This is a genomic window from Kribbella sp. CA-293567, from assembly GCF_027627575.1.
Taxonomy (GTDB): domain Bacteria; phylum Actinomycetota; class Actinomycetes; order Propionibacteriales; family Kribbellaceae; genus Kribbella.
Genome location: NZ_CP114065.1, coordinates 7,193,615 through 7,210,194, shown reverse-complemented (window position 1 = coordinate 7,210,194; position 16,580 = coordinate 7,193,615). Strand labels below are relative to the sequence as shown.

14 protein-coding genes are annotated in these 16,580 nt (G+C 69.5%); 7 read left to right on the top strand and 7 right to left on the bottom strand.

From position 1 onward, the window contains the following. Positions 1–16 precede the first annotated feature (16 nt). The 4 genes from OX958_RS33490 to OX958_RS33475 are packed head-to-tail and all read right to left on the bottom strand — an operon-like array spanning position 17 to position 4,490. Entirely contained in the window at positions 17–751 is a 735-nt protein-coding gene (locus OX958_RS33490) for a metallophosphoesterase family protein (RefSeq protein WP_270134304.1), read from the bottom strand. A 60-nt stretch (positions 752–811) separates the two neighbouring features. Then, complete coding sequence (locus OX958_RS33485) at positions 812–2,038, bottom strand: hypothetical protein (RefSeq protein WP_270134303.1); 1,227 nt, start codon at positions 2,036–2,038, stop codon at positions 812–814. Next, on the bottom strand, positions 2,035–3,270 hold the full coding sequence (locus OX958_RS33480; protein ID WP_270134300.1) for a hypothetical protein: 1,236 nt from the start codon (positions 3,268–3,270) through the stop codon (positions 2,035–2,037). Before OX958_RS33480 ends, OX958_RS33485 begins: the two co-directional genes overlap by 4 nt. After that, positions 3,267–4,490, bottom strand: a complete 1,224-nt coding sequence (locus OX958_RS33475) for a hypothetical protein (RefSeq protein WP_270134299.1) — start codon at positions 4,488–4,490, stop codon at positions 3,267–3,269. Before OX958_RS33475 ends, OX958_RS33480 begins: the two co-directional genes overlap by 4 nt. 178 nt (positions 4,491–4,668) lie before the next feature. Between OX958_RS33475 and OX958_RS33470 the strand changes: the two genes are divergently transcribed. After that, complete coding sequence (locus OX958_RS33470; RefSeq protein WP_270134297.1) at positions 4,669–6,153, top strand: serine/threonine-protein kinase; 1,485 nt, start codon at positions 4,669–4,671, stop codon at positions 6,151–6,153. Here the strand turns inward: OX958_RS33470 and OX958_RS33465 are convergent. After that, a complete protein-coding gene (locus OX958_RS33465) occupies positions 6,150–7,094 on the bottom strand; it encodes a hypothetical protein (protein ID WP_270134295.1) in 945 nt (314 codons plus the stop codon). The two genes, OX958_RS33470 and OX958_RS33465, sit on opposite strands and share 4 nt — an antisense overlap. A 79-nt stretch (positions 7,095–7,173) precedes the next feature. Here OX958_RS33465 and OX958_RS33460 point away from each other — a divergent pair, with 79 nt between their 5' ends. From OX958_RS33460 to OX958_RS33445, 4 genes are read left to right on the top strand one after another with little or no spacing between them, the layout of a single operon-like run. Continuing rightward, complete coding sequence (locus OX958_RS33460; protein WP_270134293.1) at positions 7,174–8,499, top strand: dipeptidase; 1,326 nt, start codon at positions 7,174–7,176, stop codon at positions 8,497–8,499. A gap of 52 nt (positions 8,500–8,551) precedes the next feature. Beyond that, positions 8,552–9,676, top strand: a complete 1,125-nt coding sequence (locus OX958_RS33455) for an NAD(P) transhydrogenase subunit alpha (protein WP_270134292.1) — start codon at positions 8,552–8,554, stop codon at positions 9,674–9,676. Beyond that, on the top strand, positions 9,673–9,978 hold the full coding sequence (locus OX958_RS33450) for an NAD(P) transhydrogenase subunit alpha (RefSeq protein ID WP_270134291.1): 306 nt from the start codon (positions 9,673–9,675) through the stop codon (positions 9,976–9,978). Before OX958_RS33455 ends, OX958_RS33450 begins: the two co-directional genes overlap by 4 nt. Further along, positions 9,975–11,345 (top strand): NAD(P)(+) transhydrogenase (Re/Si-specific) subunit beta, encoded by a 1,371-nt coding sequence (locus tag OX958_RS33445; RefSeq protein ID WP_270134289.1) that lies wholly within the window; start codon positions 9,975–9,977, stop codon positions 11,343–11,345. Before OX958_RS33450 ends, OX958_RS33445 begins: the two co-directional genes overlap by 4 nt. Positions 11,346–11,716: 371 nt before the next feature. On the opposite strand, the gene OX958_RS33440 is transcribed toward OX958_RS33445, so the two are convergent. Then, complete coding sequence (locus OX958_RS33440; RefSeq protein ID WP_270134287.1) at positions 11,717–12,709, bottom strand: helix-turn-helix transcriptional regulator; 993 nt, start codon at positions 12,707–12,709, stop codon at positions 11,717–11,719. A gap of 253 nt (positions 12,710–12,962) precedes the next feature. On the opposite strand from OX958_RS33440, the gene purF reads away from it, so the two are divergent. Then, a complete protein-coding gene (gene purF / locus OX958_RS33435; RefSeq protein WP_270134286.1) occupies positions 12,963–14,525 on the top strand; it encodes an amidophosphoribosyltransferase in 1,563 nt (520 codons plus the stop codon). A 31-nt stretch (positions 14,526–14,556) separates the two neighbouring features. Beyond that, positions 14,557–15,636 (top strand): phosphoribosylformylglycinamidine cyclo-ligase, encoded by a 1,080-nt coding sequence (purM, locus tag OX958_RS33430; RefSeq protein ID WP_270134285.1) that lies wholly within the window; start codon positions 14,557–14,559, stop codon positions 15,634–15,636. Positions 15,637–16,366: 730 nt separating this feature from the next. Here the strand turns inward: purM and OX958_RS33425 are convergent. Beyond that, positions 16,367–16,555 carry a DUF3073 domain-containing protein gene (locus OX958_RS33425; protein WP_270134284.1) on the bottom strand — a complete coding sequence of 63 codons (189 nt, stop codon included), beginning with the start codon at positions 16,553–16,555 and terminating at the stop codon, positions 16,367–16,369. Between the last annotated feature and the right edge of the window lie 25 nt (positions 16,556–16,580).

The following is a 16,580-nucleotide window of genomic DNA, read 5'->3' as shown; positions in this document are numbered from 1 at the left end:
CCCCGACGGTAGCCGCTCAGACCTCGGAGCGTGCTCTGAACGCCTCAAGTGCCTCGGTGTCGGAGTAGTTGGAGCGCAGGTACGCGTCCAGCCACTCCTCGACCCCCGGGTACGACGACTCTCTGGCGAGCCTGTCGGCGACAGCCGGGTCCAGCGCAGTACGGCGTAGCTGGACGCCGGCCGGACTCAGCAGAGCCCAGCTGGCGCCAGGAGCGCCGTACGGCATGCCGACGCTGCCTGCGTTGACCACCAGCCGCCGGTCGACCTGCCGGGCGAACGGCATGTGCGTGTGCCCGCAGACGATCGTCCTGACTTCTTCCGGTACGCCGCTGAGCACCGCTGCCCACCGGGAGATCGGACTGTCGATCAGCACTACCTCCTCGTCGTCGCGAGGGGTCGCATGGCAAAACAGGGTGTCGCCGATCGTCACAGTGGTCGGCAGGCTGGCCAGTAGCTCCACCTGGTCCGGCCGGAGCTGCCTCGCCGCCCAGGGGCTGACCTCGTCAGGTGGCTCCGCGGCGTACGAGCCGCGAGCCAGCTCCACCAGCTCTCGGTCGGCGTTGCCGCGCACCCACACGGCCCGCTCGCCCAGCCCCAGCAGGAGATCCAGCGTCTCCACCGGCTGCGGCCCACTGGCGAGGTCCCCAGCCAGCACCACCACATCGGCCGCTGCCACGTCCGGTTCGGCCAGTACCGCCTCCAACGCAGGCAGTACGCCGTGAATGTCCGCCAGCACCACCACTCGCTCCATAGGAGCAGTCTGCCGCCGATCACTCCTGGCAGGGCGCTCGTTAGCTGCGAGCAGACGCCGTCACTCGCCGATGCGCACTCCGGACCGGCTCAGCGGGGTCGCCAGCTCACAGGTCCCGGTGGTGATGTCACAGCGGATGATCGCGCGCTGCCCGTTGCCGTCGGCGCCGCCGCCGTTCTCGGCATCGACGACGAGCAGCAGGTGCTGGTCGTCCTCAGGCACGGTCTGGAAGAAGCAGCTGGTCCATTCGCGCAGTTTCACCCCGGTCGTCGCATCGAGTGCCGATGTGGTCCCGGAGCAGTAGCCGTCGGCGTACGCATCGCCTCCGAATGCGGTCCGGCCGTCGGGGGTGAAGCCCGAGATGCTGCTCTCACAGGTCTTCCAGAGCCGTTTGCCGGTGGCGATCTCGGCGACGTCGGTGCACGAGCCACCGTCGCTGATCAGACCCATCGAAGCGACCAGCCGGCCGTCGGGAGAGACACCGGTGGGCGAACTGGCCTTGATCTGCTGGGCTTTCGGCTCACCAGGCGTCCAGGAGTGCAGCTCGGACGCGCCGCCCTGCGTGTCGTTGGCTTCGTAAAACACGTTGCCGTTCACCACGGAGAGGACCCGGACGCCCCACGCCTTCGGCAGGGCGAGCTTCTGTGTTCCGTCGACGTCCTCGGCGTACACCGTGGCGCCTTGGAGCTCCTCGCCCTGCTCGCCGATCCGGGTCGTGGAGTACGCCGCCGCGGCGCCGTCGGCGCTCGACACCAGCGCGGTGACATCCGGCACCCGCACGGCCTGACCGTCGCCCGGTCCGAGCTTCACCAGCTCGGTTCCCAGCCCCTTCTCGACGATCGCGAACACCTGGTCCCTGGCCCGGGCCACCGCGTGAATGGCTGCCTTGCCGGGGATGGTCCGCTCGCCGCCCGCGCCGCCGCGCACCACCCGGCCGACCAGATACGGCACCTGCGGATCGCGGCCCTTGGACAGCTTGGCGAGGTCGAGCGTGATCTTGACCGGTCCGGCGGGCTTGACCGGGGTCCCCGACGGCGTAGGGGTCTTGCTGCCCGGGACCGGGGGAGTGCTCGGAGTCGGCGCCGAAGTCGGGCCCGGCGTCGGGGCCGGAGTGGTCGGTGCCGCCAGCGGAACCGCGGCGCCGGCACCGTCGCTCGGGCCCTTGCTGTAGGCGAGGCCGCCGCCGATGGCTACCGCCGCCACCGCGACCGAGGCGATCAGCGCGACCAGCCGGCCGTTCTTGTTCTTCATCTCCGGCCTCCGGACCGTCGGGGGGACCTGCGTCATTTGGCGAGCCTCAGTCGGGTCTTCGGGCTGACGGGAACGGCCAGCTCGCAGTCGCCGGTACTGATCGCGCACCGGATGATCGCCAGGTCCGCGTCATCCCCGCCACCGCCCGCCGCGACCGCGACCATCAGCAGGTGCTCGTCGTCCTCGGCCGTGACCTGCTGGAAGCAACCCTTCCACTCGCGGATCAGCCGGCCGGTCTTCGCGTCCAGGGCTACCTGGGAGAGGCTGCAATAACCTTCGTCGCCCGACTGGACGCCGAACGTGGTGGCGCCGTCGGGCGTGAAGCCGTTGAGGTAGTAGTCGCAGGTCTTCCAGAGCCGCTTGCCGGTCGCGACCTCGGTGATCGCCGAGCAACTGCCGGCGTCGTTGAGCAGCACCATCGTGGCGGCCACCTCGGCGTCCGCGCTGAGCGTCGTCAGCCGCGGAACGGTCGGGACCGATTCGGCCTCGGCCGCGCCGGGAGTCCATTGGTACGTGCTCGTCGTGCCGCCCGTGCCGAGGTGACTGGCGGACTGGAAGTAGACCTTCCCCTTCACATAGGCGAGGACCTGGAAGTTCCAGCCGGTGGTCACCTTGAGCGACCTCAACTGGTCGCCGGAGTCGGCATAGAGCGTGCCACCCTCCACCGGGGACCCGCTCGGGCCTGAGGCCGCGTAGGCGGCGCCGGTCTGCTCCTCGTTGATCTTCATCCGGTTGACGTTCGGGACGCTCTTCGGATCGTCGCCGCCGAGTCGCAGAACTCTGCTGCCGTTCACATCGGTGGTCAGGGCCAGTACGGCGCCGTTCACTCGCGCGATCTCGAGGATGTCCGCCGTACCGGGGATTCTGAGCGGAGCTCCGGCGCCTCCGCGAACTTCCCGGCCGACCAGGTAGGGAATCTGCGGCAGCCGTCCACGGACGAGCTTGTCGACGGCCAGGGTGATCTTGGTCGGTCCGGTCGAGGTCGCCGTCTTCCCAGGAGTCGCCACCGGAACGGACGAGGGAACCGACGGTGCGGTCGAGGGCGGTCGCGGTGTTGTGGACGGCGCGGCGGGCGGAGTACCGGTCGCAGGCGGAGGGACCGGCGGAGTGGTCGGCCGTGGCGTCGTGGCAAGCGCCGGCAGCGGTACGGCGTCGGCGACGGCCTCGGCTCGCGGCACCTGGCGGGAGGCCAGGACGCCACCCGCGACGACCGCGGCGACCGTCACAGCGGCGACGATGATGGCCAGTAGGGCGTTCTGCTGCTTCATCCCCACCCTCCCATCAGCCGGAGCCGGTCCCGTTCGGCCGTCCGCGCGGGTTTCGTCGCCAGCTCACAGGCGCCGGAGTCGATGCTGCACCTGATGATCGCACCAGGCGTCCGCTCACCGTTGGCGACGACCATCAGCAGGTGGTTGTCGTCCTCGGCGGTGGCGCTGAGGAACTGCACGCCGGTCCACTGGCGCCGTACCGTGCCGGTCGCGGTGTCGATCGCGCTGGTCCACGGGTCGGATCCACCGGCGTGGAAGTCAGGGGTCGCGAAGACGGTCCGGCCGTCCGGGGTGAAGCCGTCCAGCGAGTGCTCGCAGGTCCGCCAGAGCTGCTTCCCACTGCCGAGCTCACGGATCGCCGAGCAGAAGGTCTGGTCGGCGCCCTCCAGTTCGTCGACGCCGTTCGCGCCCTGGAAGTCCACCCCCGCGGGGGTCTTGAAGGACCGCAGCTTCTCCACCTTGCCGCTCCGGGTGTGCCAGCTGTTCAGCGTCGCGGCCGGGCCGTCCCGATCGGTCAGCGCGGCGAAGTAGACGGTCTCGCCGACCACCGCCAGCACCTTCGACTCCCAGTCGCCGGGGCGATCGAGCTTGCGGTCCTCGTAGTTGTTGCGCCAGTGGACGACATTGCCCTTGCGCCGGGTGTGGTCCGGGTTGCTGCGGGCCGTCCCGAAGGCGACCGTGTCCTCGTCGGCGTTGCTGACCAGGCTGGCGACATCGGCAACGCGCTCGGGCTCGATGCCGCTGTGACTGTCGACGCGGACGAGCTCGCTGCCCCCCAGACCGACCTCGAGGACGACCAGCGCGTCACCGTCGTACCGGGCGGCTCGCAGGATCTGCTGCCGGCCGGGCACCGGGACGTCGCTGCCGAGGCCACCCTTGACCACCCGCCCGTCGAGGTAGACCACCTGAGGAGCGCGGCCCTGTGGCAGACGGGCGAGCTCCACCTTCACCGTCGGCAGGGTCGGCGTGGGGGTGCCCGGCGGGGGCGGAGTCGCCGGCGGCGGCGTCGTGGCCACTGTCGACGGGGTCGCGCGGGCCGTGGGGGAGGTGGTGCCGGGGCGAGGGGTCGGGGTAGCTGTCGGGCCCACGGCGAGCGGTCCTACCAGCGCCGAGTTGGACGTGACGGACTTGCGGCCGGCCGCAAGGGCCCCGCCGCCAGCCACAGCCACTACTGCGACCGCAGCCATCGCCGCGGCCAGCACGCCGTTGCCAGATCTCACGTTCGGTCGTCCCATCGATTCGTCCCCGTCCGGGATAGGACGCCGCCGGCAGCGGTTTTGTTCGACAGGTCCCCACAACAACGGGCCGGCGGCCGACGGGTACCTCGGGAGCCTCGTACCGGTCCCGGACGCGCACTCCGGCGACCTGGTCGCACCTGCGATCGAGCATAATGCGGGGATGGACCAGCCACCGCGGATCGGCCGGTACTCCCTGGTCCGCCGGGTGGGTGCCGGGGGTTTCGCGACCGTCTGGCTGGCCCGCGACGAGCAGCTCGACGCCGAGGTCGCGGTCAAGATCCTGTCCGACAACTGGATCGACGAGGACGACGTCCGGCGCCGCTTCCTGGCCGAGGGCCGGTTCCTGCGCCGGGTCGACTCACCACATGTGGTCGGCGTGCACGATGTCGGCGAGACCGAGGACGGCCGGCCCTATCTCGTCCTGACCTATGCCGACGGCGGCTCGCTGGCGGACCGGATCAAGGCCGGACCGGTGTCGATCGACGACGTCGTCGACGTCATCGGCCAGGTCGGCCTCGGGCTGAAGCAGCTGCACGCCCGCGGCGTCCTGCACCGCGACGTGAAGCCGGCCAACGTGCTGTTCCGCACCGACGAGTCGGGCCAGCGCGCGATGCTCGGCGACCTCGGACTGGGCAAGTCGCTGGAGACCGTGTCCCAGCTGACCATGCCCGGCGGTACGCCGGCCTACGTCGCGCCCGAGCAGGTGATGGGCGACCGGCTCGACCATCGCGCCGACCTCTACTCGCTCGGCGCCGTCGCCTACGCGGCCTTCACCGGCCAGGCACCGCACGGCGTGATCAGCCTGGGCGCGGTGATGCGGATCGAGAAGCCGCCGCCCTGGATGAGCACGCTGCGCGACGACGTACCGGACGCGATCGACGCCGTCGTACGGCGGGCCCTGGAGCCGGACCGCGACAAGCGCTGGCCGGACCTCGACAGCTTTCTCGACGCCTTGCGAGAGGCACACGAGACCGGCGAGATCCCGGCCGGGCTGGTTCCGGCCGAGGAACTGCCGGTCCCGGCGGGGCCGGGCGGAATCGACCAGCCGACGGCGCTCTCAGCGGCCAACGCGCCGACAGTCCCACCGGTCAGTGAGGCCGCTGGGGATGCCGCGACCGCTCCGGCGGCACTGGTGTCGGCGGCTGGGACGGGCTCACGGCGCTCCGGCCGGGCATGGGCAGTCACGATCGTCCTTGCTCTGCTACTGGCCGCGGGTGGTGGCTATGGCGGCTATCGGCTCGTCTTGAGCCTTCCAGTGACCGTCAGCGAGAACTCGTTGTCGGTGACAGTCGACCGCAGCTGGAACCAGCAGTCGACCAATGCCGACGGCACCGCCCTCTTGATCACCACCGACACCGGTCAGTGGCGGCAGAGCAGCGACGTACCAGGTGTCTATCTCGAGCTGCAGAAGGGCGTCACGGTCCCGAAGGCCGGCAAGCCGACGGAGAACTGTGTAGCGGACGGTGGCCCGGGTTACACCGAGCAGAACGCGATCTACCTCTACAAGTGCAACGGCGGCCAGCCGGTCGTGGGTGAGCGCTACCAACTGGTCAACGGCGTAGGAGTGCTGCGGACCCAGGTCAGGGCCGGCAGCAAGGACGAGGTCAACGACGTCCTGGGTTCGTCCTCCTACAAGCGGCCCTAGGGCACCAGCGAGGTCAGCGACGAGGCCGTGGCCTTGTGCATCCGCGGGATGACGTTGAGCGTGGCCGAGTCGCCGCTGTAGAGGTGTGAGCCCGACTCGTAGACCAGGTACGCCGTGCCGTTGTACTCGGTGATGCCCTCGGTCATGCTCGGCGCCCGGAAGCAGCTCAGCTGAGCCGCGTCCAGATCCTTCTGGCCACGCCGTACGACGTACAGGTTGCTGCGGTTACCCCGCCCGTACGACGTGCTGTAGACGAAGTGGTTGGCCGTCACCATCAGGCCCTGCGTCTTGGTGGGGACCTCCCAGGCACCGGCCTGAGTGGTGAGCGTGCCGTCGGTGGCGACCTTGTACTCGTACATGGTGCCGCGACCGGTCTCGTTGAAGCTGCCGGAGAAGACCGAGTCGCCGTAGCTGGTCAGGAACGAGGAGCCGGCCACGTTTCGCGCTGTGCCCACCTGCGCCAGGTACGGCGTACCGGCGGCTTTCAGAGCGTCGCGGAGCTCGGTCAGCCGGTACTTGCGGATGGAGCTGCCCGCACCGGCGACGAAGGCCCAGCCCTTGGTGGTGGTGATCCCGCCGACGTGTGCCTCGGCGATGGCCACCACGCCGACCGTGGAGCCGGTGGCCGGGTCGATGCCGTAGATCTGCGAGTCGGCGCCCGCGCGGTACGACGTGACCAGCAGCAGGTTCTTGCCGGAGCCGTCCCAGTTGTACCAAGTGCCCGCGCCCTGTGGGGTGTGCGTGCCGAGGTTGGGAATGCTCGCGCTGTTGCTGAACCTGGCGTCGTACTTCTTGGAGGCCGACGGGCCGTCGTAGAAGGGGCTGCCGGTGTTGGCCGCGGTGTCGCAGGTGATCGCGGCACTGGCCGGCGTACCGAGGGCGGTCAGCGCGGCCGCGGTGGTGACGAAGGCGGTGACGATGGCGAAGGGGCGGGTCATCATGTCCTCCGGGGTTCGGGCGGTAACCTTCGGGATCTTCTCGGTAGAAAGTAAATGATTGACCCGCAGTACGGTAGGGCGCATGACCGATCTAGCCGCGGCGATCGACCGCGTTCTGCCCAGTGTTCGTGCCGACCTCGAGGACCTCATCCGGATTCCCTCGGTCAGTGCGGACCCGGCCCGTGCGGCCGACGTCCAGCGGTCCGCCGAGGCGACCGCCGCGCTGTTCGAGGCCGAGGGCTTCGCGGTGCGGATCGTGCGCGCCGGGGACGGCGCGCCCGCGGTGATCGCGAAGAAGCCGGCGCCGGCCGGCAAGCCGACCGTGCTGCTCTACGCCCACCACGACGTGCAGCCGACCGGCAAGCTCGAGGAGTGGACGTCGGAGCCGTTCGAGCCGACCGAGCGCGACGGCCGGCTGTACGCGCGCGGCGCGGCCGACGACAAGGCCGGGATCGCCGCCCACCTCGCCGCTGTACGGGCCTTCGGCAACGATCTGCCGGTGGGCGTGACGGTCTTCGTCGAGGGCGAGGAGGAGATCGGCTCGCCGACCCTGCTGCAGTTGCTCGACGAGTACGCCGACGAGCTGACCGCGGACGCGATCGTGATCGCCGACTCGGGCAACTGGGCGATCGGCCAGCCCGCGCTGACCGTCTCGCTGCGGGGCCTGGTCGACTGCTTCGTCGAGGTGCGGACACTGAAGCACGCGGTGCACTCCGGCCTGTTCGGCGGCGCCGTACCGGACGCGCTGACCGCGTTGTGCCGGCTGCTCGCCACCTTGCACAACGACGAAGGTGACGTCGCGGTCGACGGCCTGCACGCGACACGCGCGGCCGCGCTGGAGTATCCCGAGGACCGGTTCCGTGCCGAGTCGAGCGTGCTGGACTCGGTCAAGCTGATCGGCTCGGGGACGCTGGTCGACCGGTTGTGGACCCGCCCGGCGATCGCCGTACTGGCCATCGACGCGCCGCGGGTCGCCGACGCGAGCAACACCCTGGTGCCGGTCGCGCGGGCCAAGGTCAGCCTGCGGGTGGCCCCCGGCGACGACGCGGTCAAGGCGATGGAAGCCCTGCGCAACCACCTCGAGCAGAACGCGCCGTGGGGAGCCCAGGTCACTGTGACGGAAGGCGATCTCGGCCAGCCGTGCTCGATCAACGCCAACGGAACGGCGTACGACGCGGCCCGTTCGGCCTTCGCCGCGGCCTGGGGCGTGGAGCCGGTCGACACCGGGATGGGCGGCTCGATCCCGTTCATCGCGGAGTTCCAGCAGGCCTTCCCGAACGCCGCCGTCCTGGTCACCGGGGTGGAGGACCCCGACACCCGGGCCCACGGCATCGACGAGGGTCTGCACCTGGAGGAGTTCGCCAAGGTCTGTCTGGCCGAAGCGCATCTTCTGCGGAACTTGGCCTGATCGGTGGCACCGGGCTTTCCGCATACCGTGTGTTTGGCATAGGTTTCGGCGAGTGAAGATCGCAGTAGTGCGAGAGACCAGACCGGCCGAGCGCCGGGTGGCCCTGGTGCCGGAACAAGTCGTCAAGCTCGTCCAGCTCGGCTACGAGGTCGCGGTCGAGCCCGCGGCCGGCGAGCGCGCGCTGTACTCCGACGACGCCTACCGCGAGGCGGGAGCCGAGGTGGCCTGGGGGGCCGACCATGCCGCGACGGTGGTGGTGTCGGTGCAGCCGCTCGAGCGCGAGCGGCTGCAGCGGCTGCACGCCGGTACGGCGTTGATGTCCTTCCTGCCGACCAACCCGCCGGACGTGGTCCGGGCCGCGACCCGGGCCAAGCTGACGGCGTTCGCGATGGAGATGATCCCGCGGATCTCCCGGGCGCAGTCGATGGACGCACTCTCCTCGCAGGCCCTGGTGGCCGGCTACCGGGCGGCCATCGTCGCCGCCGAGCGGCTGCCGCGGTTCTTCCCGCTGAACATGACCGCCGCCGGCACGGTGCCGCCGGCCCAGGTGCTGGTGCTGGGCGCCGGTGTCGCCGGACTGCAGGCGATCGCGACCGCGAAGCGCCTCGGCGCGGTGGTGAAGGCGTACGACGTCCGCACCGCCGCCGCCGAGGAGATCGCGTCGATGGGCGCCCAGCCGATCGAGCTGGAGCTCGGCACGCTGGACGGGCCGGGTGGCTACGCCCGCGAGATGACCGAGGAGCGCGCGCAGCTGCAGCGTGACCTGCTGACGCCGTACATCGCGGGCGCGGACGCGCTGATCACCACCGCCGCGGTGCCCGGCCGGACGGCGCCGATGCTGGTGTCGCGCTCGATGGTCGAGCAGATGAAGCCCGGCTCGGTCGTCGTCGACCTGGCCTCGGAGTCCGGCGGCAACGTCGAGGGCTCGGTGGCCGGGACCGAACTGATGATCGGCAACGCACTGGTCTGGGGCGGCGCGAACGTGCCCAGCCAGATGGCCGGCCCGGCCAGCCGGCTCTACGGGCAGAACATCGCGAACCTGATCACGCTGATGACCCGCGACGCCGAGTTCAACCCCGACTTCTCCGACGAGATCGTCCGCGGTTGCTGCCTCACCCATGACGGCACCGTGCTGCACGAGCCGACCCGCGAGTTGCTGGAAGGACCGATGGCATGACCGAGACCATCGCTTTGCTGACGATCTTCGTGCTCGCGGCGTTCGTCGGCGTCGAGGTGATCAGCAAGGTCTCCTCGACCCTGCACACCCCGTTGATGTCGGGCGCGAACGCGATCCACGGCGTCATCCTGGTCGGCGCCATCATCGTCACCGGCCAGGCCGAGTCCACCGGCGTGGTGATCGTCGGGTTGCTGGCCGTCGTACTGGCGACGGTGAACATGGTCGGCGGATTCGTCGTCACCGACCGGATGCTGCAGATGTTCCGCGGTCCGGCGGCGCGCAAGAAGGAGCTGCACAAGTGATCGCCACCTGGGCCCAGATCGGCTACCTGATCTCGGCGGTCTGCTTCATCGTCGCGCTGAAGGCCCTGTCGTCGCCGAAGTCGGCACGCACCGGCAACCTGATCGGCGCGGCCGGCGCCACGCTCGCGGTGATCATCACCTTCGCCGCCTACAAGCCGGACCACCTGGCCGCGATCCTGGTCGCGCTGGTGATCGGCACGGTCGCCGGGGTGGTCGGCTCCCGCCGGGTGCAGATGACGCACATGCCGCAACTGGTGGCGCTGTTCAACGGCGTCGGGGGTGGCGCGGCCGCCCTGGTCGCGCTGATGGAGCTCGGCGAGGTGCACGACGGCGAGACGATCGCCGCGATCGCGACCGCCTTCACCGTCCTGGTCGGCGCGATCAGCTTCTCCGGTTCGATCGTGACGTTCGCCAAGCTGCAGGAGCTGATGACGAGCCGGCCGGTGACCTTCCCGGGCCTGCCGGTGCTGTTCGTGGCCGGCATCCTCGGTGGGCTCGCGCTGTCGGTCTGGCTGGTGTCGGACCCGCGCGTCTGGGTCGGCGTACTGCTCTGCCTGGTCGGCCTCGCGCTCGGCGTCATGCTGGTGCTGCCGGTGGGCGGTGCCGACGTACCGATCGTCATCTCGCTGCTGAACGCGTTCACCGGACTGACCGTGGCCGCCGGTGGTTACGTCCTCGGCAACACGATGCTGCTGGTCGCCGGAACGCTGGTCGGCGCGGCCGGCACGCTGCTGACCAAGATGATGGCCGACGCGATGGGCCGCTCGGTCTTCAACATCCTGTTCGGCGCGGTCAAGGGTGGCTCCACCCTCGGCGGCGGTACGGCGTCCGAGCGGCCGGTCATCTCCGGTACGCCGACCGACGTCGCGATCCTGCTCGGCTACGCCCAGCGGGTCGTCATCGTCCCCGGCTACGGTCTCGCCGTCGCCCAGGCCCAGCACACCCTGCGCGACCTGGTCGAGGAACTGCAGGGCCGCGGCGTCAAGGTCGACTACGCGATCCATCCGGTGGCCGGCCGGATGCCCGGCCACATGAACGTCCTGCTCGCCGAGGCCTCGGTCCCCTACGACCAGCTGCGCGAGATGGAAGAGATCAACGGCGACTTCAAGTCCACCGACGTGGTCCTGGTCGTCGGCGCCAACGACGTCGTCAACCCGGCCGCCCGCACCACGCCGAGCGCGCCGATCTACGGCATGCCGATCCTGAACGCCGACGAGGCGCAACGCGTCATCTTCCTGAAGCGCTCCATGCGGCCGGGCTTCGCCGGCATCGAGAACGAACTGCTCTACGACCCGAAGACCACCCTGCTCTTCGGCGACGCCCGCGAGTCCCTCACCAAACTGCTCGCCGCCGTCAAGACCGTCTGACCCCGCGGCAACCGGAAATCGGTCCACAACTGAGCGAACCGGGCCACTTCGCTCAGTTGTGGCGCCATCCCCGGCAGAATCCTGGTCCAGTCCGCATTTCGATCGGATCGCAATTCCTGGCCTGATTGGTCTAGTCCGCAGGTCGCCGGACCGGCCTGGTCCGCGGTGCCGTCATCCCCAGCTCTCCTGGCGGGACGCCCCTGCAGGCAGCTCTCGCCGTTGTCGTACCTGCGGAATTCCGCATGCTGTGACGGCAACTCACAAATACCGGAACCGAGTAGTCCCGTTCTGCGAATTGAAATTGTCGATCTCGGCCCGCAACCAGTCCCGGCGAAGTAATTCGCCGCCATTTCCGGTGTGCTTTTCGGCGATCAGACCCAGCCGCGTTTCGCGGCGGCCACTCCGAGTTCGAACCGGCTGGTGGCATCCAGCCTCTCGGAGAGGTTGGCGGTGATCCGCCGGGCGGTGCGCAGCGAGATGCCGAGCAGCCGGGCCACCTGCTCGTCCTTGGCGCCGCCGGCCAGCAGGCGCAGTACCTCGGCCTCGTGCGGGGTGAGCGGGTTGTTGTCGTCGCGGTCCTCGGGGGAGAAGAGCTCCGAGGCGCGGGACCAGTAGGCGTCGAAGAGGGCGAGCGCGAGTGCGACCACCGAGGGGCTGCGGTGGATCACCGCGCCGGCGGTCGGGTTCTCCGGGTCCATCGCCATGATCGCGATCTCGTGGTCGAGGATGAGCAGCCGCATCGGCAGGGTCGGGGTCGCCCGGACCTCGCCGCCGAGGCGGTGCAGCATCGCCGCGTAGTCGAGACCGGGCTTGGAGACCGTCATGCTCTGCAGGTAGATGGTGCGCATCTTCAGCCCGCGCTCGAGCAACGGCGCGTCCGGCGACCCTTCGACCGGGTGCAGCGCGTCGTCGATGTGGGCCGGCACCATCCCCCAGAAGGAGTTCTTCGCCTTCAGACCGAGCTCCTCGATCCGCCGGGACGCGTTCGCGCGGCCCTTCAGTACCTCGATGTCACCGCTGCTGCGGGAGGTGAGGAGCTCGTTGTACTGCTCCGCGATCACGTCGGCCGAGGACTCGGCCTGGTTCAGCTCGTTGAGCATCTGGGTCAGTTCACCGCGGCGGCGCTCGGCCAGCCCGGACAGGCCCACCCGGGGGTGGACCGCGTGCTCGGCGCCCGGGTCGGTCCAGGTCGGGACCAGCAGTTCGAGCTTCCGCAGCTGGTTCATCGTGTCCAGCACGTCGCTCAGGGACCGGTTCAGCAGCGCCGCGATCTGCTCCGGAGTACTGTCCGGGCGGCTGAGCAGGGCATGGTAGACCGCGAAGGTGGCGTCATCCACACCCAGCGGTTCCAGCACGTTGTTCACTCCTCCAGTGTCTGTTCGGAACCGACCATATACAGAGTGCGTCGACATTGAGCGCTTGATATTGGTTGTTTCAGATTATTCGGAGGGCCGAGTCGTGATCAAGAAGTGGCTTACTGTAGTCGGCGCTCTGGCGCTGGTCGCCACATTTTCGGTATTGCCGAGTCCGGGCGGCCGGGCGGCCGGGGACCCTGGGACCACCCAGTGCGCACCCGGCGTGAACTGCTGGCAGTTCTAGTCCCGTAGACTGCCGGGCGTGGCTCGTGGCGATGGTCGGCTCACTCATGATCTTGACCCGCAGGATCTGGGCCCTCAGGACGCTTGTGGCGTCTTCGGGGTCTGGGCACCGGGGGAAGAGGTCGCCAAACTCTCCTATTTCGGACTCTTCGCTCTGCAGCACCGGGGGCAGGAGTCGGCTGGCATCGCGGTCAGCAACGGCAGTCAGATCCTGGTCTACAAGGACATGGGTCTGGTCAGCCAGGCCTTCGACGAGGCGACGCTCGCCTCGCTGAAGGGATACATAGCGGTCGGTCACTGCCGGTACTCGACCACCGGGTCGAGTGTCTGGGCCAACGCCCAGCCGACCTTCCGGTCCACCGCGACCGGTTCGATCGCGCTCGGGCACAACGGCAACCTCACCAACACCGGTGAGCTGGCCGCGACGCTGAGCGGGCGCGACGACCTCGATCTCGGGCTGGACCTGGAGGTCGAGCACGCGAAGGCGAACGCCAAACACGGCGCCTCCTCCGACACCGATCTGCTCACCTCGATGCTGGCCGGCTACCCGGACCTGACCATCGAGCAGGCGGCCGCCAAGGTGCTGCCGAAGGTCAAGGGCGCCTACAGCCTGGTCTTCATGGACGAAACCACCCTGTACGCCGCCCGCGACCCGCAGGGCATCCGTCCGCTGGTGCTCGGCCGGCTGGAGCGGGGCTGGGTGGTGGCCAGCGAGACCGCCGCCCTCGACATCGTCGGCGCCAGCTTCATCCGTGAGGTCGAGCCGGGCGAGATCGTCGCGATCGACGAGGACGGCCTGCGCTCCACCAAGTTCGCCGAGCCGGAGCCCAAGGGCTGCCTGTTCGAGTTCGTCTACCTGGCCCGCCCGGACACCCAGATCTCCGGTCAGCGGATCCACTCCACCCGCGTCGAGGTGGGCCGCCGGCTCGCCCGGGAGCACCCGGTCGAGGCCGACCTGGTGATCGCCACCCCGGAGTCCGGTACGCCGGGCGCCATCGGGTACGCCGAGGAGTCGGGCATCCCCTACGGTTCCGGGCTGGTCAAGAACGCCTATGTCGGCCGGACCTTCATCCAGCCCAGCCAGACCATCCGCCAGCTGGGCATCCGGCTGAAGCTGAACCCGCTGCGCGAGGTGATCGAGGGCAAGCGCCTGGTCGTCGTCGACGACTCGATCGTCCGCGGCAACACCCAGCGCGCGGTGATCAAGATGCTGCGCGAGTCGGGCGCGAAGGAGATCCACGTCCGGATCTCGTCGCCGCCGGTGAAGTGGCCGTGTTTCTACGGCATCGACTTCGCCAGCCGCGCCGAGCTGATCGCGAACGGCCTGAACACCGAGGAGATCTGCCGCTCGATCGGCGCGGACTCCCTCGGGTACGTCAGCCTGGACGGGCTGATCGACGCCACCACGGTGCCGAAGGACCAGCTCTGCCGGGCCTGCTTCGACGGGGTCTACCCGGTCGCGCTGCCCGAACCGGAGCAGCTGGGCAAGCACCTGCTCGAGATACCGGTCAGCACCGACGTCGACGGCCTCGCCACCGTGTCCGGTGGCGCCGGTGCCGCCGACGCCCTGTCGCGGCCGTAGAGCCCGCAAGCCCCCAAGAAGGAGAACCACAGTGAGCGAGGGCGCGAGCTACGCGGCCGCCGGTGTCGACATCGAGGCCGGTGACCGGGCCGTCGAACTGATGAAGGAATGGGTGGCCAAGGCGACCCGTCCCGAGGTGGTCGGTGGGCTCGGCGGATTCGCCGGGCTGTTCGACGCGAGTGCGCTGACGGCGTACCGGCGGCCGTTGCTGGCCACCTCCACCGACGGGGTCGGCACCAAGGTCGCGATCGCGCAGAAGCTGGACCGGCACGACACGATCGGCTTCGACCTGGTCGGCATGGTTGTCGACGACCTGGTGGTCTGCGGTGCCGAGCCGTTGTTCATGACCGACTACATCTGCACCGGCAAGGTGGTGCCGGAGACGATCGCGCAGATCGTCAAGGGCATCGCGGAGGCCTGTGTCGAGGCCGGTACTGCGCTCGTCGGCGGCGAGACGGCCGAGCACCCGGGGCTGCTGGAGGCCGGCGAGTACGACGTGGCCGGCGCGGCCACCGGAGTCGTCGAAGCCGACGAGGTGATCGGCGCGGACCGGGTCCGCGCGGGTGACGTGGTGGTCGCGATGGCGTCCTCCGGGCTGCACTCCAACGGGTACAGCCTGGTCCGGCACGTGTTCTTCGACCGGGCCGGCTGGCAGCTCGACCGCGAGGTCCCCGAGCTCGGCGGCACGCTCGGCGAGACGCTGCTGATCCCGACCCGGGTCTACGCCAAGCACTGCCTCGAGCTGATCCGCGAGCTGAACGCTGCTGATGAGAAGCCGCTGCATGCCATGTCGCACATCACTGGTGGTGGATTCGCGGCCAACCTGGCCCGCGTCATCCCCGAGGACCTCGCGGTCCGGATCGACCGCTCCAGCTGGACCCCGGCCCCGATCTTCGGCCTGGTCGGTCAGCTGGGCGGCGTCCCCCAGCTCGAACTCGAGAAGACGCTGAACATGGGCGTCGGCATGGTCGCCGTCCTGGACCCCGCCGCCGCCGACCGCGCGATCGCGACACTCGCCGAGCGCGACATCACCGCCTGGGTGTGCGGCGAGGTCAGCACGGCAACCGACGCCAAGGCAGGCGTCGAGCTCCAGGGCGACTACGCCAACTGAAGTCCCCGAGGCCGCCGCAGCGTCACCTGACTTGGCGGCGGCCTAATCACAGTACGTACGGGTCGGCGCAGGCCGCGGTCCGGCTGGTGCAGTGGCGGCCACGCAGTACCGGCTGGCGCATCGCTGGCTAGTGGCAATGCGGGCTGAGGCGATGGAGATCGGCAGCAGCGCTGGTAGCGGCGGTGTTGGCAACAGCAGGTGCCGAAGCGGGTGGATGCTGTGGGCAGTTGCAGCGCAGCCGATCGCAGTACGGGCTGGCCCAACTCCGGCGATCGGCAGTGCGGGCTGAGGCGATGGCGATCGGCAGCAGCGCTGGTAGCGGCGGTGTTGGCAACAGCAGGTGCCGAAGCGGTCGGATGCTGTGGGCAGCTGCAGTACAGGCTGGCACAGCGGCGGCAACCGCAGTACGGGCTGGCGCAACTCCGGCGAGCGGCAGTGCGGGCTGAGGCGATGGAGATCAGCAGCAGTGCTGGGTAGCGGCGATGTGTTGGCCTACCGCGGGCTGATGTAGCGCAGGTAGCCGCGAGGTGCTCGTCAGTGGCGGGCACGCGAAAGGTCCTTCGGTGCCTGGGCTGGGCTCAGGGCGCCGAAGGACGATCCGGACTGCCAATGCTTCGGAAAAGGGCAGGCTGGGAAGACCTGACCTGCCGTGTGGTGGAACTACGTCGGCTAAGCGCAATCAACCTGCCCAAGCGCCCCGAGGCGCCGGGCAGGTCGAAGTGCTGCAGCTTTACCGACGGGGGTGGTAGTCGTCGGCGTCATCGCCGACGTCAGCGTCGTTGTTGCCGTTCGCAGAGGTACCGCCCTCGTCCCCGCCGGACAGCTCTTTTTTGAGCTGGTCCAAGTCGGTGTCCCAGGTGCGGTACTTCAGGTCGCGTGCGACCTTCGTCTGCTTGGCCTTTGCACGGCCGCGCCCCATAGCGTCGACCCCCTCGCACAAGTCA